The 20095-nt window shown below is 60.9% G+C and carries 24 protein-coding genes; 15 read left to right on the top strand and 9 right to left on the bottom strand.

The annotated features are described in order from the left end of the window. The 8 genes from ptsN to ACZ5WQ_RS10355 form a co-directional block, all read right to left on the bottom strand. The gene (gene ptsN, locus ACZ5WQ_RS10390) at window positions 1–459 is read right to left on the bottom strand and encodes a PTS IIA-like nitrogen regulatory protein PtsN (RefSeq protein ID WP_088273237.1); all 459 of its coding nucleotides are present in this window, start codon (window positions 457–459) and stop codon (window positions 1–3) included. A 21-nt stretch (window positions 460–480) separates the two neighbouring features. After that, entirely contained in the window at window positions 481–789 is a 309-nt protein-coding gene (gene hpf / locus ACZ5WQ_RS10385; protein ID WP_088273238.1) for a ribosome hibernation-promoting factor, HPF/YfiA family, read from the bottom strand. A gap of 124 nt (window positions 790–913) precedes the next feature. Beyond that, the gene (locus tag ACZ5WQ_RS10380) at window positions 914–2410 is read right to left on the bottom strand and encodes an RNA polymerase factor sigma-54 (protein WP_228247576.1); all 1497 of its coding nucleotides are present in this window, start codon (window positions 2408–2410) and stop codon (window positions 914–916) included. 93 nt (window positions 2411–2503) lie between these two features. Then, window positions 2504–3229, bottom strand: a complete 726-nt coding sequence (gene lptB, locus ACZ5WQ_RS10375) for an LPS export ABC transporter ATP-binding protein (RefSeq protein WP_464382281.1) — start codon at window positions 3227–3229, stop codon at window positions 2504–2506. Next, the gene (lptA, locus tag ACZ5WQ_RS10370) at window positions 3226–3732 is read right to left on the bottom strand and encodes a lipopolysaccharide transport periplasmic protein LptA (protein WP_228247575.1); all 507 of its coding nucleotides are present in this window, start codon (window positions 3730–3732) and stop codon (window positions 3226–3228) included. The genes lptB and lptA overlap by 4 nt, the downstream gene beginning before the upstream one ends. A 34-nt stretch (window positions 3733–3766) precedes the next feature. Next, on the bottom strand, window positions 3767–4342 hold the full coding sequence (gene lptC / locus ACZ5WQ_RS10365) for an LPS export ABC transporter periplasmic protein LptC (RefSeq protein ID WP_088273242.1): 576 nt from the start codon (window positions 4340–4342) through the stop codon (window positions 3767–3769). After that, the gene (locus tag ACZ5WQ_RS10360) at window positions 4339–4860 is read right to left on the bottom strand and encodes a KdsC family phosphatase (protein ID WP_228247574.1); all 522 of its coding nucleotides are present in this window, start codon (window positions 4858–4860) and stop codon (window positions 4339–4341) included. Before ACZ5WQ_RS10360 ends, lptC begins: the two co-directional genes overlap by 4 nt. Before the next feature lie 8 nt (window positions 4861–4868). Next, window positions 4869–5840: a KpsF/GutQ family sugar-phosphate isomerase gene (locus ACZ5WQ_RS10355; protein ID WP_464382280.1), complete on the bottom strand. Its 972-nt coding sequence runs from the start codon at window positions 5838–5840 to the stop codon at window positions 4869–4871. A 205-nt stretch (window positions 5841–6045) separates the two neighbouring features. Between ACZ5WQ_RS10355 and ACZ5WQ_RS10350 the strand changes: the two genes are divergently transcribed. The 10 genes from ACZ5WQ_RS10350 to hisC all read left to right on the top strand — a co-directional run bounded on the left by ACZ5WQ_RS10350 (window position 6046) and on the right by hisC (window position 13857). Further along, the gene (locus ACZ5WQ_RS10350) at window positions 6046–6864 is read left to right on the top strand and encodes an ATP-binding cassette domain-containing protein (RefSeq protein WP_088273893.1); all 819 of its coding nucleotides are present in this window, start codon (window positions 6046–6048) and stop codon (window positions 6862–6864) included. Continuing rightward, window positions 6861–7640 (top strand): lipid asymmetry maintenance ABC transporter permease subunit MlaE, encoded by a 780-nt coding sequence (gene mlaE, locus ACZ5WQ_RS10345; RefSeq protein WP_088273245.1) that lies wholly within the window; start codon window positions 6861–6863, stop codon window positions 7638–7640. Before ACZ5WQ_RS10350 ends, mlaE begins: the two co-directional genes overlap by 4 nt. 19 nt (window positions 7641–7659) lie before the next feature. Next, window positions 7660–8124, top strand: a complete 465-nt coding sequence (mlaD, locus tag ACZ5WQ_RS10340) for an outer membrane lipid asymmetry maintenance protein MlaD (RefSeq protein ID WP_088273246.1) — start codon at window positions 7660–7662, stop codon at window positions 8122–8124. Between the two features lie 28 nt (window positions 8125–8152). After that, on the top strand, window positions 8153–8794 hold the full coding sequence (locus ACZ5WQ_RS10335) for an MlaC/ttg2D family ABC transporter substrate-binding protein (RefSeq protein ID WP_228247572.1): 642 nt from the start codon (window positions 8153–8155) through the stop codon (window positions 8792–8794). Beyond that, on the top strand, window positions 8791–9111 hold the full coding sequence (locus ACZ5WQ_RS10330; protein ID WP_464382279.1) for an STAS domain-containing protein: 321 nt from the start codon (window positions 8791–8793) through the stop codon (window positions 9109–9111). Before ACZ5WQ_RS10335 ends, ACZ5WQ_RS10330 begins: the two co-directional genes overlap by 4 nt. Window positions 9112–9158: 47 nt before the next feature. Further along, window positions 9159–9398 carry a BolA family protein gene (locus ACZ5WQ_RS10325; protein ID WP_228247570.1) on the top strand — a complete coding sequence of 80 codons (240 nt, stop codon included), beginning with the start codon at window positions 9159–9161 and terminating at the stop codon, window positions 9396–9398. Window positions 9399–9419: 21 nt separating this feature from the next. Next, window positions 9420–10685 (top strand): UDP-N-acetylglucosamine 1-carboxyvinyltransferase, encoded by a 1266-nt coding sequence (murA, locus tag ACZ5WQ_RS10320; RefSeq protein WP_228247569.1) that lies wholly within the window; start codon window positions 9420–9422, stop codon window positions 10683–10685. A gap of 12 nt (window positions 10686–10697) precedes the next feature. Further along, window positions 10698–11339: an ATP phosphoribosyltransferase gene (gene hisG / locus ACZ5WQ_RS10315; RefSeq protein ID WP_088273251.1), complete on the top strand. Its 642-nt coding sequence runs from the start codon at window positions 10698–10700 to the stop codon at window positions 11337–11339. 44 nt (window positions 11340–11383) lie between these two features. Then, on the top strand, window positions 11384–12694 hold the full coding sequence (gene hisD / locus ACZ5WQ_RS10310; RefSeq protein ID WP_228247568.1) for a histidinol dehydrogenase: 1311 nt from the start codon (window positions 11384–11386) through the stop codon (window positions 12692–12694). 107 nt (window positions 12695–12801) lie between these two features. Further along, window positions 12802–13857: a histidinol-phosphate transaminase gene (gene hisC / locus ACZ5WQ_RS10305; RefSeq protein WP_285677558.1), complete on the top strand. Its 1056-nt coding sequence runs from the start codon at window positions 12802–12804 to the stop codon at window positions 13855–13857. On the opposite strand, the gene ACZ5WQ_RS10300 is transcribed toward hisC, so the two are convergent. Continuing rightward, window positions 13854–14972, bottom strand: a complete 1119-nt coding sequence (locus ACZ5WQ_RS10300; RefSeq protein WP_228247566.1) for a S1C family serine protease — start codon at window positions 14970–14972, stop codon at window positions 13854–13856. The two genes, hisC and ACZ5WQ_RS10300, sit on opposite strands and share 4 nt — an antisense overlap. 159 nt (window positions 14973–15131) lie before the next feature. On the opposite strand from ACZ5WQ_RS10300, the gene ACZ5WQ_RS10295 reads away from it, so the two are divergent. The 5 genes from ACZ5WQ_RS10295 to tadA all read left to right on the top strand — a co-directional run bounded on the left by ACZ5WQ_RS10295 (window position 15132) and on the right by tadA (window position 19982). After that, window positions 15132–15890 (top strand): Nif3-like dinuclear metal center hexameric protein, encoded by a 759-nt coding sequence (locus ACZ5WQ_RS10295; protein ID WP_464382278.1) that lies wholly within the window; start codon window positions 15132–15134, stop codon window positions 15888–15890. 325 nt (window positions 15891–16215) lie between these two features. Beyond that, on the top strand, window positions 16216–17118 hold the full coding sequence (cysD, locus tag ACZ5WQ_RS10290; RefSeq protein ID WP_088273256.1) for a sulfate adenylyltransferase subunit CysD: 903 nt from the start codon (window positions 16216–16218) through the stop codon (window positions 17116–17118). A gap of 83 nt (window positions 17119–17201) precedes the next feature. Next, on the top strand, window positions 17202–17543 hold the full coding sequence (locus tag ACZ5WQ_RS10285) for a four helix bundle protein (protein WP_464382277.1): 342 nt from the start codon (window positions 17202–17204) through the stop codon (window positions 17541–17543). Between the two features lie 49 nt (window positions 17544–17592). Continuing rightward, a complete protein-coding gene (gene cysN / locus ACZ5WQ_RS10280; RefSeq protein WP_464382276.1) occupies window positions 17593–19500 on the top strand; it encodes a sulfate adenylyltransferase subunit CysN in 1908 nt (635 codons plus the stop codon). A gap of 23 nt (window positions 19501–19523) precedes the next feature. Next, window positions 19524–19982, top strand: a complete 459-nt coding sequence (tadA, locus tag ACZ5WQ_RS10275) for a tRNA adenosine(34) deaminase TadA (protein WP_464382275.1) — start codon at window positions 19524–19526, stop codon at window positions 19980–19982. Window positions 19983–20095: the final 113 nt, after the last annotated feature.

Genomic DNA, 20095 nt, shown 5'->3' with positions numbered 1-20095 from the left:
TCAGCCTCCGTCGCCGTCGCCAACCATGACGCGATAAAGCGCATCCGCGTCCGGTGCTGCGCGCAGTGCATCACGCAGCTCGGCGTTGTCGAGCTTGCCAGCCAGCATTTTGAGAATCTGCAGGTGTTGCTCGGTGGCTTCCTGCGGGACCAGCAGCACGAAGATCAGGTCGACAGGTTGGCCATCGAGAGCGTCGAAATCGATTTTGCCGTCCAGCTGCAACAGGGCGCCTATGGCCTGGTGGCAGTCTTCCAGACGACAGTGAGGGATGGCAATGCCATTACCAAAACCGGTTGACCCCAGGCGTTCACGAGCGATCAGGTTTTCGTAGATGGCGTCAGGATCCAGGTTGGTGTGCTGGGCGACCAGCTTACCGATCAGCTCCAGCACACGTTTTTTGGATCCGCCCTGAACGCCGGCGAAGGTACGTTCAGGGGTCAGGATGTGGTCTATTTGCATGGTGATGCAGTGAAGGTCCGGTTATCGGTCGTTCGCGCCTTGCTGACGGTCGATGTGCTTTTCCTTGTGCTTGATCAATTGGCGATCCAGCTTGTCGGTCAGCAGGTCAATGGCGGCGTACATATCGGAGTGTTCTGCCAGGGCAACCACTTCACCACCGGCAATGTGCAGGGTGGCTTCAGCCTTCTGCCGGAGTTTCTCTACTTCCAGGGTGACCTGGACGTTGGTGATCTTGTCGAAATGCCGCTCCAGGCGGGACATTTTTTCGGTGACGTAGTCGCGCAGTGCGTCGGTGATATCGAGTTGGTGACCGCTAATGTTCAGTTGCATACGGCATCTCCTGATTGGCTTGTTGTTGCTGGGTGACGACCTGTCACCCGGTATTGCCACTTGCGTGATCCCTGAACTGGATCTGCTGCGTTGAACGGCTCATTCGAGCCTGTTTTCGCAGGTACTAGACCAGTCTCTTGCGTTCGCTCGAAGGCGCGATGTTGAGCGACTCGCGGTATTTCGCGATGGTCCGTCGGGCTACTTCAATGCCCTGTTCTTCAAGTAAACCAGCGATCTTGCTGTCGCTCAATGGTTTCTTTGGGTTTTCTGCTGCGACCAGCTTTTTGATCAGCGCGCGGATAGCGGTGGAGGAAAATTCCCCGCCTTCGCTGGTGCCGACGTGGCTGGAGAAAAAGTACTTCAGCTCGAAGATGCCGCGCGGCGTGTGCATGTATTTCTGGGTCGTAACCCGCGAAATAGTCGACTCGTGCATGCCGACGGCTTCGGCGATGTCATGCAGCACCAGTGGCTTCATCGCCTCTTCGCCGTGCTCAAGAAAGCCACGCTGGTGTTCGACGATCTGGGTGGCGACCTTCATCAGGGTCTCGTTGCGACTCTGCAGGCTCTTGATGAACCAGCGCGCCTCCTGCAGGTTGTTGCGCAGGTAGGTGTTGTCGTCACTGGAGTCGGCCCGTCGCACCATCGAGGCATAGTGGCCGTTGACGCGAACCTTGGGTACCGCTTCCTGGTTCAGTTCAACCAGCCAGCGATTGGCGTCGCGGCGCACAATCACATCCGGTATCACATACTCCGGCTCGCCCGAGGCGATTTCCGAGCCCGGGCGGGGGTTGAGCGTCTGAATCAGCGCAACCACGTCACGCAGCTGGTCTTCCTTGAGCTTGCTGCGGCGCATCAACTGGCTGAAATCGCGGCTGCCGAGCAGTTCCAGGTGATCGCGCACGACGCGGGTCGCCTGTTCCAGCATCGGGGTGTTCTCGGGCAGCTGACGAATCTGCAGCAGCAGGCATTCGCGCAGATCCCGCGCGCCAACGCCTACCGGCTCGAATTGCTGGATGCGATGCAGCACCATTTCGACTTCATCGAGTTCGACTTCGAGCTCTGCGGGCAGGGAGGCCAGAATGTCATCCAGCGACTCTTCAAGGTAGCCGTCGGCATTGATGCCGTCGATCAGCGCTGTGGCGATCTGATAATCGGTTTCCGACATCGGCAGCAGGTTCAGCTGCCATTCCAGATGACTCTGCAGGGTCTCGCCGGTGCCGGTACGCGAGGTGTAATCCCAGTCCTCGTCATCCTGGCTGGGCAGCGAACTGGCAGAGGTCTGGTAGACGTCTTCCCATTGGGTATCGACCGGCAGTTCACTGGGAATCTGTTCATTCCAGTTGCCTTCCTGGTCGTTTTGTCCGTGCTGCTCGATGGAGTCGAGGGAGACCGGCTCGGGCAGGGTTACCGCGGGGGCGTCATCGTCGCCGCTTTCCTGGGCGCTGCTGCCGTAGTCGTCATCGCCGTCGTCTGCCATTTCCAGCATCGGGTTGGCTTCCAGTGCCTCCTGCACCTCCTGCTGGAGGTCAAGGCTGGATAGCTGAAGCAGTCTGATGGCTTGCTGCAGCTGCGGTGTCATCGTCAGCTGCTGCCCCATCTTGAGGACGAGCGAGGGTTTCATTGTGTCGCGAAATACCTTGTGCGCTTGATCAAACCATGTGCCGGGCGAAGTCCGGACTCGTTCCCCGCTAGCATGCCTGAGTTGCGGGTGCTTTTATAGCCGGAAGGCGTGGCCCAGGTACACATCTTTCACTGTCTGGTCCGCCAGCACGGTCTCGGCGTCGCCGTCAGCGATGATGTGGCCGTCGTTGACGATATAGGCCTTGTCGCAAATGTCCAGCGTCTCGCGAACGTTGTGGTCGGTGATCAGTACGCCGATGCCCTTGTCCTTGAGGTGCTGGATGATCTGCTTGATGTCGTTGACCGAAATCGGGTCTACCCCGGCAAAGGGCTCGTCCAGCAGAATGAAGCTGGGGTCGGTTGCCAGTGCGCGCGCAATCTCGGCGCGCCGGCGCTCACCACCGGACAGGCTCATGCCAAGACTGTCGCTGAGGTGGTGGATATGGAATTCACGCAGCAGCGATTCGAGTTTCCCCTCGCGCGCCTGACGGTTCAGGTCCTTGCGGGTTTCCAGAATCGCCATGATATTTTCGGCGACGGTCAGCTTGCGAAAGATCGAGGCTTCCTGCGGCAGGTAGCCGATGCCTTCGCGGGCCCGGCCGTGCATCGGCAGGCGGGTCACGTCCTTGCCGTTGACGGTGACCTGGCCTTCATCCGCCTTGACCAGGCCAACGATCATGTAGAAACAGGTAGTTTTGCCTGCGCCGTTCGGGCCGAGCAGGCCGACGACCTGGCCGCTATCGATGGATACGGACACATCACGGACGACCTTGCGCGATTTGTAGGCCTTGGCCAGATGGCGCGCCTGTAATGTGGTCATGGCGTTGCCGGCTCTTCGCTTGGCGCTTCGGTATTGCGGCTGCGCGGCTGAATCACGATTTCGATACGCCCTGAGCCCCCGCCGCCGTTGGCGCCGCTGCTGCTGTTGCCGGCATCGACGACCTGACGCTGAATGTCGTAGCTGACATGCTCACCCTGGAAGGTATTGCCGGACTGTTCAAGAAACGCATTCCTGATCAGCACGATGGTCTCGCGGTCGGCGTGGTACTCGATGGTCTCGGCGCGCGCCTTCACCGGCGGTTTGTTGGCTTCCGGCGTTTGCTGATAGGTGGCCGGTCCGCCCTGGGTGATCATGGTATTGAGCTCACCATTGGCATTGGTGGTCAGGGTAACGCGGGCACCGGTGAGGCGCAGGGTGCCCTGGGTAATGACCACATCGCCGGTGTATACGGCGGTATTGCGCTTGTCGTCCAGCGTCGCGCTGTTGGCCTGAATGCGAATCGGCTGGCTGCTGTCGCTGGGCAGTGCCAGAACGTGGCTCACTGGACACACGGCCAGCGTCAGGGCAAGGAGGGATTTAACGCACCTCATATTGGCCTCGTACGGTGGACAGCAGCTTCAGGCTACCGTCGTTGAGAAATAGTTGCATGCCCTCGGCAGTGGTCACACTGCGAGCGGCTTCGATTCTAACCGGTTGATCGGTTTCCGCGTAGTCACGGGCGGGAAACAGGGTCAGGGCTGACGTGGTCAGCTGACGCGCGTCATCGGTGTTCTGTTTCAGCAGGACATCGGTCGTCAGGTCAACGCGGTCACCGCGCTGGGTAACGACACCCTGACGCGACTTCAGCAGCCACGGCGTCGGATCCTCTCCCCGGTAGAACAGCAGCTCAGGGTCTTCCAGGTGAGTACTGCCGTCGTCTACCTGATGAACGGCATGGGAGGTCGTCAGCCGGTATGCAACCTTGCCCTGTTCATTGAGCATCAGGATGCGCGCGTTGTCGATATAGAAGTCGGGACGGTCGGTCTGAGTCTGCGGCTTGCCGGTGTTGAAGCTGGACGGATTGATGTTCCAGTAACCGACAGCCATCGCCAGCGCTGCCCCGGCAATGATCAGCAGGCCGACGACCAGATAGCGTGGTAGCGTCAGGTTCACAGGTAGGCTGCCTGTGCCTGGTCCAGGGTACCCTGGGCGCGCATGATCAGTTCGCAGAACTCGCGGGCTGCACCCGCGCCACCGGCGGCGCGGGTAACGCCATGGGCGTGTTCGCGCACAAAGGTGTCGGCAGTGGCGACCGCCATCCCCAGGCCGGCGCGGCGGATGACCGGCAGGTCCGGCAGGTCGTCGCCAAGGAAGGCAATCTCGTGCATTTCGACCGGGACGATCTCACGCAGTTCGGCCAGGGCGGTCAGTTTGTCCTCGCGGCCCTGAATAAGGTGCTTGATGCCCAGGTTGGCGGCGCGGCGCTCGACCAGTGGCGATTTTCGGCCGCTGATGATGGCGACTTCGACGCCCGAGGCGATGAGCATCTTGATACCGTGGCCATCCAGCGTATTGAAGGACTTGAACTCGGTGCCGTCGGGCATGAAATACAGGCGGCCGTCGGTCAGGACGCCATCAACGTCGAAGATGGCGAGGCGAATGGCTTTTGCGCGTTCGATCAGCTTTTCCATATTCAAACTCAGACCACGCCCGCACGGAGCAGATCATGCATGTTGAGGGCGCCCACCGGCCGGCCTTCAGTGTTTACCACGAACAGACCATTGATGCGGGCGTCTTCCATGATTTTCAGGGCTTCGGCCGCGAGCATACCACTGCGCGCAGTCTTGCAGTGACGGGTCATTACGTCGCTGATGCTGGCACGCTGAAAATCGATGTTGTGATCCAGACTGCGGCGCAGGTCGCCATCGGTGAAGATGCCGGCCAGCTTGCCATCGGCATCTATGACGCCGGTCAGGCCGAGGCCCTTGCGGGTCATTTCCAGCAACGCGTCACGCAGCGGCGCGTTGGGCTTGACCAGGGGCATGCTCCCACCCGCGTGCATGATGTCGTCAACCAGCAACAGCAGGCGGCGGCCCAGACTGCCACCGGGGTGTGAGAAGGCGAAGTCTTCGGCACTGAAGCCCCGGGCTTCGAGCAGCGCGATGGCCAGGGCGTCACCCATTACCAGCGCGGTGGTGGTGCTGGAGGTTGGCGCCAGGTTCAGCGGGCAGGCTTCCTGTTCGACGCCGGTATCCAGGTTGGCGACCGCGGCCAGTGCCAGCGTCGACTGGGGGTTGCCGGTCATGCTGATCAAGGGTGCGCCCAGGCGCTTGATCAGCGGCAGCAGGGTCACCACTTCGGCGGTGTTGCCTGAGTTGGACAGGGCGATAACCACATCCTCGGCGGTGATCATGCCCATGTCGCCATGGCTGGCCTCACCCGGATGGACAAAAAAGGCGGGTGTGCCGGTGCTGGCAAGGGTGGCAGCGAGCTTGCGGCCGACATGTCCGGACTTGCCCATGCCGGTGACAACCACTCGGCCGCGGCATTGCAGCAGGGTATCGCAGGCGATGGTGAAGGGTTCTGCCAGACGCTGCAGCAGAGAATCTACCGCGTCGCGTTCCATGCTGATGGTGCGCGAGGCGGATGCAATATAGTCAAAATCGGCCATGTGCTATTCGTCGGTAATCGCTGAACGCACAAGTATAGCGGTTTGTCGGAGCTAACTCACCCGCCTTGACCAGCTTCGTCTCGGCGTTAACCCGTTCTGGGGAGGCTGCCCATTCCCGGCTTGGGCTGCCGTCGGGGAACTGGTATATTAGGCGGCTTCGTTTGCCCGAGGTCTGGGCATGATCCGCAAAGGCCCGAACAGCACTATGACCGACGTGTCAGATTACATCGTAGACCTTCAGGGCGTGACCTTCCGGCGCGGCCAGCGAGTCATCTTTGATGGTGTGGATATCCGTATTCCCCGCGGCAAGGTCACCGGCATCATGGGTCCGTCCGGGTGCGGCAAAACCACGCTGCTGCGCCTGATCGGCGCCCAGTTGCGACCCGAAAGCGGGTCGATCTGGGTGAATGGCCGCAATATTCCCGAGCTGGGGCGCGAGCAGTTGTTTGCCGCGCGTCAGGACATGGGCATGCTGTTCCAGAGCGGTGCGCTGTTTACCGACTTGAGCGTGTTCGAAAATGTCGCCTTTCCGCTGCGGGTGCATACCGAACTGCCGGAAGACATGATTCGTGACATTGTTCTGCTCAAGTTGCAGGCGGTTGGCTTGCGTGGTGCCCGCGACCTGATGCCGGATGAGTTGTCCGGCGGCATGAAACGCCGGGTTGCGCTGGCGCGTGCGATCGCCCTCGATCCGCAACTGATGATGTATGACGAGCCTTTCGTGGGCCAGGACCCGATTTCCATGGGTGTACTGGTGCGTCTGATTCGTCTGCTCAACGACGCGCTCGGGCTGTCCAGTATTGTGGTCTCGCACGATTTGGCCGAGACCGCCAGTATTGCCGACTACCTGTATGTGGTAGGTGACGGCCAGGTGCTCGGGCAGGGTACGCCGGATGAATTGATGAACTCCGACAACCCCCGTATTCGCCAATTCATGCAGGGAGAGCCTGATGGCCCGGTGCCGTTCCACTTCCCGGCCAGGGATTATCTGCAGGATCTGATACAAGCGGAGAAAGACGCGTGAGTGCAGTCGACAGGTTGGTTCTGCTCGGCAGAGCAGGGCTGGACACCATTACTGCCCTGGGTCGCTCCGGGCTGTTTCTCGTCAATGTGATGTTCGGGCGGGCGAGCTTTGGCAACGGCTGGGCGCTGCTGGTCAAACAGCTGCATTCGGTTGGTGTGCTGTCGCTCGCCATTATTGTCGTGTCCGGCCTGTTCATTGGCATGGTACTGGCGCTGCAGGGCTACAACATTCTGGTCGGCTACGGCTCCGAACAGGCGGTCGGCCAGATGGTGGCCCTGACGCTGTTGCGCGAGCTGGGGCCGGTGGTAACCGCGCTGCTGTTTGCCGGGCGGGCAGGTTCTGCTCTGACCGCCGAGATCGGTCTGATGAAAGCCACCGAGCAGTTGTCGAGCATGGAAATGATCGGCGTTGATCCGCTCAAGTACGTCATTGCTCCGCGTCTGTGGGCGGGCTTTATCTCCATGCCGCTGCTGGCGATGGTGTTCTGCGTGGTCGGCATATGGGGCGGCGCCATGGTGGCCGTTGACTGGCTGGGAGTCTATTCCGGCTCCTACTGGACGAACATGCAGAATTCGGTGCAGTTCGTCGACGATGTACTTAACGGCCTGATCAAGGCCGTGGTGTTTGCCTTCGTCGTCACCTGGATCGCGGTCTTCCAGGGATATGACTGCGAGCCCACATCCGAAGGCATCAGCCGTGCAACCACGCGCACCGTAGTGTATGCGTCGCTGGCCGTGCTGGGGCTGGACTTCATCCTCACTGCCCTGATGTTTTGATTAGCCAAGGAATCATCAAATGCGTATCCGTAACCTGGAATTGACTGTCGGCGTATTTATTCTGGCCGGCGTGCTGGCGCTGACCGTGCTGGCGCTGCGTGTGGCCGGGCTGACTCCGGGCAGCACGGGCAGCACCTACAGTGTGCATGCCTATTTCGACAACGTGGCGGGGCTTACGTCGCGCGCCAAGGTAACCATGTCCGGTGTGACCATTGGTCAGGTCACTGCCATTGAATTCGACAAGAATCGTTACAGTGCGCGGGTGGATATGGCCATCGACAGTGACGTTGATACCCTGCCTGCCGACAGCACCGCATCGATTCTGACTGCCGGCCTGCTGGGCGAGAAATACGTTGGTATTTCGGTGGGTGGCGAGGAAGACCTGTTGGTTGACGGCAGCGAAATCTATGACACCCAGTCTGCACTGGTGCTGGAGGAACTGATCGGCCGGTTCCTGCTCAATACAGTAAGCAAGGAAGACTGACTGCAGTCAGCCCCACAGGAGAATGTACATGCGCCCGATCATCAATGCCTTTGTTGCCCTCACGCTGCTGTTGCCGGCGCTTGCCTTGGCTTCCGCGACCCCACAACAGGTTGTCGAGGATACCTCGCGCAAGGTCATGGAGGTGCTTGACGCCAACCGTGAGACCTATCGCAACGACGTGGAAGCGTTCACCGTTGGTCTGAATGACGTGCTGGAGCCGGTTGTCGATTTTGACGGCATTGCGCGCAGCGTCATGACCGTGCGCTACAGCCGCGGTGCCAGCGACGCCCAGATGCAGCGCTTTATCGAGACATTCAAGCGCAGCATGGTGCAGTTCTACGGCAATGCGCTGCTGGACTTCCAGAGCGGTGAGATCACCGTGCTGCCGGCCAACAACCGCGAGCCACGCCCTGACCGCGCCAGTGTCGACATGCAGGTCAAGGCCAATGATGGCCAGGTCTATACCGCCACCTACACCATGTCCGACATCAATGGCCAGTGGAAGGTGCGTAACGTCATCGTCGAGGGTATCAACATCGGCCTGCTGTTCCGTGATCAGTTTGCGCAGGCCATGAAGACCCACAACAACAACCTGGATGCGGTTATCGACAACTGGGGCAGTGTTGTCGCCAAGTCACGTGAAGTGGCCTCCCAAGAGGTGCAGCAGTGAGCAATGGCAGCTTGCAGGTCGATGCCGAGGGCGTTGTGCGCCTGGCTGGCGTAATCGATTTTGACTCTGCCGGATCTGTGCGCGACGGGCTGCAGCAGGCTGCAGCCGGGGGGCAGGGGCCGCTGGTGCTGGATATGTCCGGGGTGACGCAGGCCAACAGTGTTGGCCTGTCTTTGATTTTGCGCGCGGCAGAACATTGCCGGCAGCAGGGGCGCGAGTTGCGGTTACGCTCGGTTCCGGACGGGCTGCAGAGTATCGCCCGGGTATGCGGGCTGGATGCCTGGCTGAGCGATGTTGAGCGAGCCCGAGACAATTAGCTTTCAGGCGTTCTGCTCCAGCAGGGCGCCGCAAGGAGTAATTTGCAATGCAATCAGATGAAGTAAAGGCGTTGATCGAATCACGTCTGGAAGATGCCCGGGTCGAGGTTGAAGGCGAGGGCTGCAACTTTCAGCTCAACGTGATCAGCGACACCCTCGCGGCATTGTCACCGGTCAAGCGTCAGCAGCAGATTTATGCGCTGCTCAACGACTATATCGCTGACGGCCGTATCCACGCCGTTACCATGAAGTTTTACACCCAGGAGGCCTGGGCGTCGCGCGCCTGAGGTCTGGAGTACGTACCACGTATGGACAAACTGATCATCACCGGCGGCAATCGCCTGGATGGGGAAATCCGGATTTCCGGGGCCAAGAACTCGGCCCTGCCGATCCTCGCTGCCACGCTGCTGGCGGATGAACCTGTCGTTATTTCCAACCTGCCGCACTTGCATGACATCACCACCATGATCGAACTGTTCGGTCGTATGGGTGTGCTGCCGGTTATCGATGAGCGCCTGGGTGTCGAAGTCGATCCGACTCGCATCACCTCGTTGGTCGCACCCTACGAGCTGGTCAAGACCATGCGTGCATCGATCCTGGTGCTCGGCCCTATGGTTGCGCACTTCGGGCGTGCTGAAGTGGCGCTGCCGGGTGGCTGCGCCATTGGTTCGCGTCCGGTTGACCTGCACATTCGCGGGCTGGAAGCGATGGGTGCGACGATCATCGTTGAAGATGGTTATATCAAGGCTACAGCCCCCGAGGGCGGTCTGCGTGGCGCGCACTTCCTGTTCGATACCGTGACCGTGACCGGGACCGAAAACATTCTGATGGCGGCTACCCTGGCCAAGGGCAAGACCGTTATCGAAAATGCCGCGCGTGAGCCTGAAGTGGTCGATCTGGCCGAATGTCTGATCGCCATGGGTGCGCAGATCACCGGTCATGGCACCGACACCATCACCGTCCACGGTGTCGAGCGTCTGCACGGCGCGCGTTATTCGGTGATGCCTGACCGCATTGAAACCGGTACCTTCCTGGTTGCCGCTGCTGCGACCCGCGGCCGGGTCAAGCTCAAAGACACCGACGCTTCGATCCTCGAGTCGGTGCTGCTCAAGCTGGAAGAGGCGGGGGCCCACATCGATACCGGCAAGAACTGGATCGAGCTGGACATGAAGGGTAACCGTCCGCGCGCAGTCAATCTGCGGACAGCGCCCTATCCGGCATTCCCGACCGACATGCAGGCGCAGTTTGTCGCCATGAATGCGGTTGCCGAAGGCACCGGTACCGTCATCGAGACGATTTTCGAGAACCGCTTCATGCACGTTCAGGAAATGAATCGCATGGGTGCGCGCATTCTGGTTGAGGGTAATACCGCGATCGTCACCGGGGTCGAGCGTCTGAAGGCTGCGCCGGTGATGGCGACCGACTTGCGTGCATCGGCCAGTCTGGTTATTGCCGGTCTGGTTGCCGACGGCGATACCCTGGTCGACCGTATCTACCACATTGATCGTGGTTACGAATGTATTGAAGAAAAGCTGCAGGCCCTGGGCGGTATCATTCGCCGGGTCCCGGCCTAACAGAGAGTTTTCATGAGCCAGAGTCTGACCATTGCCCTGTCCAAGGGACGTATTCTCGACGACACCCTGCCGCTGCTGAAAGCGGCGGGCATCGAACTGACCGAGGATCTGGAAAAAAGCCGCAAGCTGATCTTCCCGACCACCGATCCGAACGTGCGCCTGCTGATCGTGCGCGCGACCGACGTACCGACCTACGTTGAGCACGGTGCTGCCGATGTCGGCGTGGCGGGCAAGGACGTGTTGATGGAGTACGGCAGTCAGGGCCTGTATGAGCCGCTCGATCTGAAAATCGCCCGCTGCAAGCTGATGACCGCAGGCCCGGTCGGCGTGCCGGAGCCGACCGGTCGGCTCAAGGTCGCTACCAAGTTTGTCAATGTCGCGCGCCGTTACTATGCCGAGCAGGGCCGTCAGGTTGATGTGATCAAATTGTATGGCTCTATGGAGCTGGCGCCGCTTGTGGGGCTGGCGGACAAGATCATCGACGTGGTCGACACCGGCAACACGCTCAAGGCCAACGGTCTTGAGGCCCAGGAGTTGATTGCCACCATCAGTTCGCGCTTGATCGTCAACAAGGCTTCGATGAAGATGAAGCATGCCCGCATCAAGATGTTGATTGATCAACTGGCCGAGGCGGTAGAGCGCCGCAACGCCTGATCCGTTTTCGAGTAACCATTCCCTGAATCGCCAAAGGTATCGCCATGAGTACGCCGCTGAAAATCGCCCGTCTGAACGCCAACCAGAGCGATTTTGCCCAGCATCTGGATACCCTGCTGGCCTGGGAAGGCGTCTCCGACAAGGCGGTTAATGACCGGGTTGAGGAAATTATCGCAGCGGTGCGCTCCAGCGGTGATGCGGCGCTGGTCGAGTACACCGAACGCTTTGACGGCCTCTCGGCCGGCAATATGGCCGATCTGACCCTTGATCGCGCCCGCCTGGAGCTGGCGCTTGAACGCATTACTCCGGCGCAGCGCAGCGCGCTGGAAGTGGCCGCCGAGCGTGTGCGCAGTTACCACGAGCACCAGCGCCAGGACTCCTGGCGCTACACCGAAGCTGATGGCACCGTGCTTGGCCAAAAGATCACTCCGCTGGATCGGGTAGGGCTTTACGTCCCCGGTGGCAAGGCGTCCTATCCGTCCTCGGTCCTGATGAATGCCATTCCGGCCAAGGTTGCCGGTGTGCCGGAAGTCGTCATGGTAGTGCCCACGCCGCGCGGCGAGATTAACGAGCTGGTGCTGGCGGCGGCCTGTCTGGCCGGTGTCGACCACGTGTTCACCATTGGTGGTGCGCAGGCTGTCGCGGCGCTGGCCTACGGCACCGAGACTGTTCCCCAGGTCGACAAGATCGTCGGCCCCGGCAATATCTATGTCGCCACCGCCAAGCGTGCGGTGTTCGGTCAGGTCGGTATCGACATGATCGCCGGCCCCTCGGAGATTCTGGTGGTCTGCGACGGCCAGACCGATCCGGACTGGATCGCCATGGATCTGTTCTCGCAGGCCGAGCACGACGAGGATGCCCAGTCGATTCTGCTGTCGCCGGATGCTGACTTCCTGGATGCCGTTGAGGCCAGCCTGAATCGGCTGCTGGGCGAGCTGGAGCGTGATGCCATCGTGCGTGTTTCGCTGGAAAACCGTGGCGCACTGATCAAGGTCGATGACCTGGAGCAGGCCTGCGTGCTGGCCAATCGCATCGCCCCGGAGCACCTTGAGTTGTCGGTCGCAGACCCGGAAGCGCTGCTGCCGCAGATCCGTCACGCCGGTGCCATCTTCATGGGACGCTTCACCCCCGAGGCGCTGGGCGATTACTGCGCCGGCCCCAACCACGTGCTGCCGACCTCCGGCACCGCGCGGTTCTCCTCACCGCTGGGCGTCTACGACTTCCAGAAGCGCTCGTCGATCATCTTCTGCTCGCCTGAAGGTGCATCCGAGCTGGGTAAGACTGCATCCGTACTGGCCCGTGGCGAAAGCCTGACAGCGCACGCGCGCAGCGCGGAATACCGCATTAAGAACTAGCGGCAAGCTTCAAGCTGCAAGCGACAAGCCGAGCTGTGCAGGCTCGGCTCGCCGGGGTTGGCTTGAAGCTTGCGGCTTGCCGCTTGTAGCTCAATCGAGGATTGCCCGTGAGTCGTTTCTGGAGCCCCTTCGTCAAGGACCTGGTGCCGTATGTGCCGGGTGAGCAGCCCAAGGTCGAAAACCTGGTCAAGCTCAATACCAATGAAAACCCCTATGGCCCGTCGCCACTGGTGGTGGATGCCATTCAGGCTGAGCTGAATGACAGTCTGCGTCTGTATCCGGCGCCGAATGCTGATGCCCTGAAAGACGAGATTGCCCGCTACTATGGCGTGCAGCCGTCTCAGGTGTTTGTCGGCAATGGTTCGGATGAGGTGCTGGCGCATGTATTTCATGGCCTGTTTCAGCACGGCAAGCCGGTGCTGTTCCCGGACATTACCTACAGTTTCTATCCGGTCTATTGTGGCCTGTACGGGATCGAGTCTGCGCCGCAACCGCTGCGCGAGGACTTCACCATTGATCCGGCCGATTACCGTCAGGCCAATGGCGGCATCATTTTTCCCAACCCCAATGCGCCTACCGGGGTCGGTCTGCCGCTGGCTGAGATTGAGGTCATTCTGGCCGCCAACCCGGATTCGGTCGTGGTGGTGGATGAGGCCTACGTCGATTTCGGCGGCGCTACCGCAATCAGCCTGGTGGATCGCTATCCGAACCTGCTGGTAACTCAGACGCTTTCCAAGTCGCGCTCTCTGGCCGGGCTGCGGGTCGGGCTGGCCGTGGGGCATGCTGATCTGATCGAGGCGCTGGAACGGATCAAGAACAGTTTCAACTCCTACCCGCTGGATCGTCTGGCGATTGTCGGAGCGGTTGCGGCATTCAAGGATCAGGCCTGGTTTGATCAGACCCGCAAGGCGGTGATGCGCAGCCGCGATGCGCTGAGTGCAGCGCTGACCGAGCGTGGGTTCGAGGTGCTGCCGTCACAGGCCAACTTCGTGTTCGCCCGCCACGGCAGCCGCGATGCTGCCGAGCTGGCCCAGGGGCTGCGTGAGCAGAAGGTGATCGTGCGTCACTTCAAGCTGCCGCGTATTGATCAGTTCCTGCGTATCACGATTGGAACTGAAGCGCAGAACGCCGCACTGCTGGCGGCGCTGGATACCCTGCTTTAGGGCCTGAACGACGGGCGAACCCCGACTTCCGCCGTGAAGCTCGCGGGTTCGCCGTTGCGCAGCACGTCGAGTCGAATGCTGTCGCCGGGTTTGGCGCGGGCCACCTGGTTCATCGCCTGACGGCCGCTGGTTGCCGGCTCGCCATCGATCTTCAGAATCACGTCGCCCGGCAGCAAGCCGGCATTCCACGCGGGGCCATTGCGGTACAGGCTGGCCACCACGATGCCCTGACTGACCTCCAGTCCGAACGACTCGGCCAGCTCCGGTGTCAGCGGCTGTACTTCTACCCCCAGCCAGCCGCGGATCACATGACCGTGCTGGATGATCGCCTGCATCACTTCAACCGCCAGCCTCACCGGAATGGCAAAACCGATACCCTGCGCTGCGCCCGATTGGGAGAAGATCGCTGTATTGATACCGATCAGGTTGCCTTCGGCGTCGACCAGTGCGCCACCGGAATTGCCCTGGTTGATGGCTGCATCGGTCTGGATAAAGTCTTCATAGGTGTTGAGGCCCAGCTGGTTGCGGCCGGTGGCACTGATGATGCCCATGGTGACCGTCTGGCCGAGGCCGAAGGGGTTGCCGATGGCCATGACCACATCACCGATACGCTGCTCGTCACGGGAGTCGATGGTGATGGAGGGCAGGTTTGGCAGGTCGATCTTGAGTACCGCCAGATCGGTCTCAGGATCGGTGCCGATCAGGGTGGCAAGTGCTTCGCGACCGTCCTTGAGTGCAACCAGAATTTCGTCGGCGCCGGCGATCACGTGATTGTTGGTCAGCAGGTAGCCATCCGGGTTGAGGATCACCGCCGAGCCCAGACTGGACTGGCGGCGGGCCGGCGCGGGCAGGCTGTCGGCATAGTCGCGCAGTGAGCCGTCGGCACCGGGCTCGACTGCCTTGCTGGTATAGATATTGGCGACGGCAGGAGAGGCGCGCTCCACGCCGCGGCTGTAGGACACCAGCCCCATGTTTGAGCGCTGCGCTGAAACCTCACGCAGGACGATGTCGTGGGCGGGCAGGCCGATCCATTGCGGGAATTGCTGAATGATCAGCAGGGCCAGCAGGATACCGCAGACAACCGGCCACCCCATCGAGCGTAACAGTGCGTTCATCAAACCCCTACCCGTCATCTGTGCAGGCCGTTGCCGACCGGTGTGAGCGGCATTATACGGGCTCGCACCGGATTCTGCAGGGCATTGGTGACATCCTTGTAACCGTTCGGCGGACGCCGGACAATGTGGCCTTTTCCCGCTGACGCCACCGGAGGCTCCATGGTTGATCGCGACGCGCTGATTCGCTACTGCAACGAGCTGCTTGATAGCGGCAGCTTTCAGGATTACTGCCCCAACGGGCTGCAGGTTGAGGGGCGTACCGAGATTCGTCGTATCGTCAGCGGCGTGACTGCCAGTCAGGCGCTGGTTGACGCCGCGGTAGAGGCCCAGGCGGATCTGCTGCTGGTGCATCACGGCTATTTCTGGCGTGGCGAGTCAGCCGCCGTTGTCGGTGTCAAACAGCGCAGGCTCAAGGCGTTGCTGCAGAGCGACATCAATCTGGTGGCTTACCATCTGCCGCTGGATGTGCACGCCGAGCTGGGCAATAACGTACAGCTGGCGCGGCTGATGGGCTGGCAGATCAGTGGCGGTCTGGAGCCGAACAACCCCCGATCGGTTGGGCTGACCGGCGAGCTGGCCGCGCCGTGCGCGGGCGAGGAGCTGGCCGCGTTGCTGGCCGCCCGGCTGCAGCGTGAGCCGCTGTTTGTGGCCGGCCATGATCGGCCGGTCAAGCGCATTGCCTGGTGCACCGGCGCAGCGCAGGGCTATATCGACAAGGCCATCGCCCTCGGCGTCGATGCCTTTATCACCGGCGAAGTCTCCGAACCAACCGTACACGCCGCCCGCGAAAACGGCATCCACTTCTACGCCGCCGGCCATCACGCGACCGAGCGTTACGGCGCAAAGGCGTTGGGCGAACACCTGGCCGCGACGTTCGGGCTGGAGCATCGGTTTATCGATATTGATAATCCGGTGTAGGCAGCGCGAAGCGCGTAGCGCTGAGCTACAAGCTTCAAGCCGCAAGCTTCAAGCAAAACCCTCACGGTCGCGTAGCGCTGGGTTTCGGTTGTCGAGGGGCGAGGGTGAAAAGAACTTCAGGAAGCGCCGGACGACCCAGTCGCGGCACTCACCCTGATTACGCTTGCCGCTTGCCGCTTGCCGCTTGCCGCTTCCAGCCGCTTTTTTCATATCCATATAGCCGAAGGTTCTTGATCGGCTGCTTATTATAAGAAACTCCCTTTGCTACAATGCCTGCCAGTCGAATCGGGCCGTGCGGCCGCTAGCCATTCAACGTGAGTACACCATGCTGGAAAAACTGACCCATCTGAAGCAACTGGAAGCGGAAAGCATCCACATCATTCGTGAAGTGGCTGCCGAGTTCCAGAACCCGGTCATGCTCTATTCGATCGGTAAAGACTCCGCCGTGATGCTGCATCTGGCGCGCAAGGCGTTCTATCCTGGCCGTCTGCCGTTCCCGGTTTTGCACGTGGATACCGGCTGGAAATTCCAGGCGATGTACGAGTTCCGCGAAAAGATGGTCAAGGAAATGGACCTCGACCTGCTGGTGCACATGAACCCGGAAGGTGTTGCCCAAGGCGTTAACCCCTTCACCCACGGCAGTGCAGTGCACACCGACGTGATGAAAACCCAGGGTCTGAAGCAGGCGCTGGACAAGTACGGCTTCGACGCGGCCTTTGGTGGCGCGCGCCGTGACGAAGAGAAGTCCCGTGCCAAGGAGCGCGTGTACTCCTTCCGTGACAAGCACCACCGCTGGGACCCGAAGAACCAGCGCCCCGAGCTGTGGAACATCTACAACGGCAAGGTGCACAAGGGCGAAAGCATTCGCGTGTTCCCGCTGTCCAACTGGACCGAGCTGGACATCTGGCAATACATCTATCTGGAAAGCATTCCGATTGTGCCGCTGTACTTCGCCGCCGAGCGTCCGGTCGTTGAATACAACGGCTCGCTGATCATGGTCGACGACGACCGCATGCCGCTGGATGGCAAGACCCCGGAAATGAAAATGGTCCGCTTCCGTACCCTGGGCTGCTACCCGCTGACCGGCGCCGTCGAATCCAGCGCCGCCACGCTGCCGGAAATCATCCAGGAAATGCTGCTGACCAAAACCTCCGAGCGCCAGGGCCGCGTCATCGACCATGACTCCGCCGGCTCGATGGAAGAGAAGAAGCGGCAGGGCTATTTCTAAAGTCGCAAGCTTCAAGCAGCAAGCGACAAGCTGAGCTGAGTCGCGTTGGAGGGCTGCTTGAGCAGGCAACATGGAGGTTGCTGATGGATTTCGAACGGCTTGAAGTGTGGCAGCGTGGAAAGGCGTTGTCTGTTGCCATGTACAGAGCGCTGGCAAACTGCCCCGATTACGGGTTTCGGAACCAGCTGACACGGGCCGCGCTGTCTATTCCCAGTAATATTGCCGAGGGGATGGAACGTGGAGGCAACGCCGAGAAGCGGCATTTTCTCAGCGTCGCCAAGGGCTCATGCGCTGAGGTGCGAACCCAGTTGATGGTGGGGCAGGAGATAGAGTTTCTGGAATTGACACTGGCCACACACTGGATCAGTGAGACCCGCGAGCTGTCACGCATGCTGACAGGCTTGATTAACCGAATTACCGAATAGCTGCAGGGGCCGCTTGTCGCTTGCAGCTTGCAGCTTGGAGCTTTGATAGATGTCGCATCAATCCGATCTGATCAGCCAGGACATCCTGGCCTACCTGAGCCAGCACGAACGCAAGGAACTGCTGCGCTTTCTGACCTGCGGTAACGTCGATGACGGCAAGAGCACGCTGATTGGGCGTCTGCTGCACGACTCCAAGATGATCTATGAAGATCACATGGAAGCCATCACCCGTGACTCCAAGAAGTCTGGTACCACCGGTGAGGAAGTGGATCTGGCGCTGCTGGTTGATGGTCTGCAGGCCGAGCGTGAGCAGGGCATCACCATCGACGTTGCCTACCGCTACTTCTCCACCGCCAAGCGCAAGTTCATCATCGCCGACACCCCCGGCCATGAGCAGTACACCCGCAACATGGCGACCGGTGCCTCCACCTGTGATCTGGCGATCATTCTGATCGACGCCCGTTATGGTGTGCAGACCCAGACCAAGCGCCACAGTTTTATCGCATCCCTGCTGGGCATCAAGCACATCGTGGTTGCGGTTAACAAGATGGACCTGATGGACTTCGATCAGACCGTCTTTGACAAGATTCGCGAAGACTACCTGCAGTTCGCCAGCGGCCTGGAGCTGCTCGACGGTGACAAGGTGCAGTTTGTGCCGATGTCGGCGCTCAAGGGCGACAACGTGGTCAATCGCAGCGAGCGCAGCCCGTGGTACACCGGCCCGTCGCTGATGGAAATTCTCGAGACCGTCGAGATCGCCAGCGACCGTAACACCACCGACCTGCGCTTCCCGGTTCAGCTGGTAACTCGCCCGAACCTAAACTTCCGCGGCTTTGCCGGTACCATCGCCTCGGGTGTGGTGCGCAAGGGCGATGAGCTGACCGTTTTGCCGTCCGGCAAGGGCAGCCGCGTCAAATCCATCGTCACCTTTGACGGTGAGCTGGAAGAAGCCGGGCCAGGTCAGGCAGTCACCCTGACGCTGGAAGACGAGATCGACATCTCCCGCGGTGACATGCTGTGCCACGCAGACAACCGTCCGCTGATCGGTGATCAGTTTGAAGCGACGCTGGTGTGGATGGCCGAGCAGCCGATGCAGCCGGGCCGCAAGTACGACATCAAGCGCGCTACCAGCTACAGTCCGGCGTCCTTTACCCGCATTCAGCATCGTATCGACGTGAACACCATGGAGCAGCAGCCCGCTGCCCAGCTGGCGCTGAACGAGATTGGTCGGGTACAGGTTGCGCTGGAACGTCCGATTGCCTATGACGACTACCAGACCAACCACACCTCCGGTGCATTCATCGTCATCGACCGCATGACCAACGGCACAGTAGGCGCGGGCATGATCGTCGCCAAGGCGCAGGACGGTCAGAACACCAGTGGCGGTCACCACGGCCGACTGGCCCACGTAACGGCGACCGAGCGCGCTGAACGCTTTGGTCAGGAGCCGGTTACCGTGCTGTTCACCGGTCTGTCCGGTGCAGGCAAGAGCTCCATCGCCTACGCGCTGGAACGCAAGCTGTTTGACGCTGGCCGTGCCTGCTACGTGCTGGATGGCAAGGTCCTGCGTCAAGACCTGAGCAAGGGGCTGGCGATGGACGCTGCCGGCCGTGCCGAGAACCTGCACAAGGGTGCACGTATCGCGCGTCAGATGAATGAAGCGGGCCTGATTGCCATCGGTGCCTTCGTTGCGCCGACCGAGGAAAGCCGCGCCACCGCGCGTCATATCCTCGGCGATCGCTGCCTGCTGGTTCACCTGAACACCCCGCTGGAGGTCTGCCAGCAACGTGACCCGTCCGGTATCTATGCGGCCAACGTCGAAGGCACCATTCCCGGTGTGTCCTTCCCGTATGAAGCGCCGACCGATGCCGATCTGGTGCTCAACACCGCCGAGCTGGATCTGGAAGGCTGTGTTGAGCAGGTGGTTGGCCTGCTGCGCGAGCGCAAGCTGATCTGATCGGTTGTTGAAAGGGGCTCGCCATGACGCCAGCGGATATCGACTTTATGCGGCTGGCGCTTGCCGAAGCCCGGCTGGCTGCCGAGCGGGGCGAAGTCCCGGTCGGCGCCGTTCTGGTTCAGGATGGCAAGGTGATCGGCCGAGGCTTCAACCAGCCGATCACCAGCCTCGACCCCAGCGCCCACGCCGAGATGGTTGCCATTCGCCAGGCCGCAACGGCCCTGCAGAACTACCGCCTGCCCGGCACCACCCTGTACGTCACCCTCGAACCCTGCACCATGTGCTCCGGCCTGTTGATTCACAGTCGCATCGCACGTCTGGTCTACGGCGCCAGCGAACCGCGTGCCGGCGCCGTCGCCAGCCGCAGTCAGGTGCTGGATCAACCGTGGATGAACCACCGCATGCAAGTGGAGGGCGGGGTGTTGGCCGAGGAGTGCGGGGCGCTGTTGTCGGCGTTTTTCAGGGAGCGGCGGAAGGCGTAGTCACAAGCCATAAGCTGCAAGCTGCAAGCAAAACCCGTGCGGTGTTGAATCGCGCGGGTTTTTTATGGTTCTTTGCGGCGTGGCGGTGTGCGCGAGGTGTTTCATCCCGTTCG

This window comes from Halopseudomonas sp. T1L2 (genome assembly GCF_055397385.1).
Note: the sequence above shows the minus strand (reverse complement) of the source record. Positions and strands in the feature narration are given on the sequence as shown.

Coding starts and splice junctions, on each gene's coding strand:
- murA (WP_228247569.1), top strand. CDS start 9,420: ATGGACAAACTGATCATCACCGGCGGCAATCGCCTGGATGGGGAAATC.
- ptsN (WP_088273237.1), bottom strand. CDS start 459: ATGCAAATAGACCACATCCTGACCCCTGAACGTACCTTCGCCGGCGTT.
- ACZ5WQ_RS10300 (WP_228247566.1), bottom strand. CDS start 14,972: ATGAACGCACTGTTACGCTCGATGGGGTGGCCGGTTGTCTGCGGTATC.
- cysD (WP_088273256.1), top strand. CDS start 16,216: ATGCTGGAAAAACTGACCCATCTGAAGCAACTGGAAGCGGAAAGCATC.
- hpf (WP_088273238.1), bottom strand. CDS start 789: ATGCAACTGAACATTAGCGGTCACCAACTCGATATCACCGACGCACTG.
- ACZ5WQ_RS10380 (WP_228247576.1), bottom strand. CDS start 2,410: ATGAAACCCTCGCTCGTCCTCAAGATGGGGCAGCAGCTGACGATGACA.
- hisG (WP_088273251.1), top strand. CDS start 10,698: ATGAGCCAGAGTCTGACCATTGCCCTGTCCAAGGGACGTATTCTCGAC.
- ACZ5WQ_RS10285 (WP_464382277.1), top strand. CDS start 17,202: ATGGATTTCGAACGGCTTGAAGTGTGGCAGCGTGGAAAGGCGTTGTCT.
- ACZ5WQ_RS10325 (WP_228247570.1), top strand. CDS start 9,159: ATGCAATCAGATGAAGTAAAGGCGTTGATCGAATCACGTCTGGAAGAT.
- ACZ5WQ_RS10355 (WP_464382280.1), bottom strand. CDS start 5,840: ATGGCCGATTTTGACTATATTGCATCCGCCTCGCGCACCATCAGCATG.
- tadA (WP_464382275.1), top strand. CDS start 19,524: ATGACGCCAGCGGATATCGACTTTATGCGGCTGGCGCTTGCCGAAGCC.
- ACZ5WQ_RS10350 (WP_088273893.1), top strand. CDS start 6,046: ATGACCGACGTGTCAGATTACATCGTAGACCTTCAGGGCGTGACCTTC.
- hisD (WP_228247568.1), top strand. CDS start 11,384: ATGAGTACGCCGCTGAAAATCGCCCGTCTGAACGCCAACCAGAGCGAT.
- cysN (WP_464382276.1), top strand. CDS start 17,593: ATGTCGCATCAATCCGATCTGATCAGCCAGGACATCCTGGCCTACCTG.
- ACZ5WQ_RS10295 (WP_464382278.1), top strand. CDS start 15,132: ATGGTTGATCGCGACGCGCTGATTCGCTACTGCAACGAGCTGCTTGAT.
- ACZ5WQ_RS10335 (WP_228247572.1), top strand. CDS start 8,153: ATGCGCCCGATCATCAATGCCTTTGTTGCCCTCACGCTGCTGTTGCCG.
- mlaD (WP_088273246.1), top strand. CDS start 7,660: ATGCGTATCCGTAACCTGGAATTGACTGTCGGCGTATTTATTCTGGCC.
- lptB (WP_464382281.1), bottom strand. CDS start 3,229: ATGACCACATTACAGGCGCGCCATCTGGCCAAGGCCTACAAATCGCGC.
- ACZ5WQ_RS10360 (WP_228247574.1), bottom strand. CDS start 4,860: ATGGAAAAGCTGATCGAACGCGCAAAAGCCATTCGCCTCGCCATCTTC.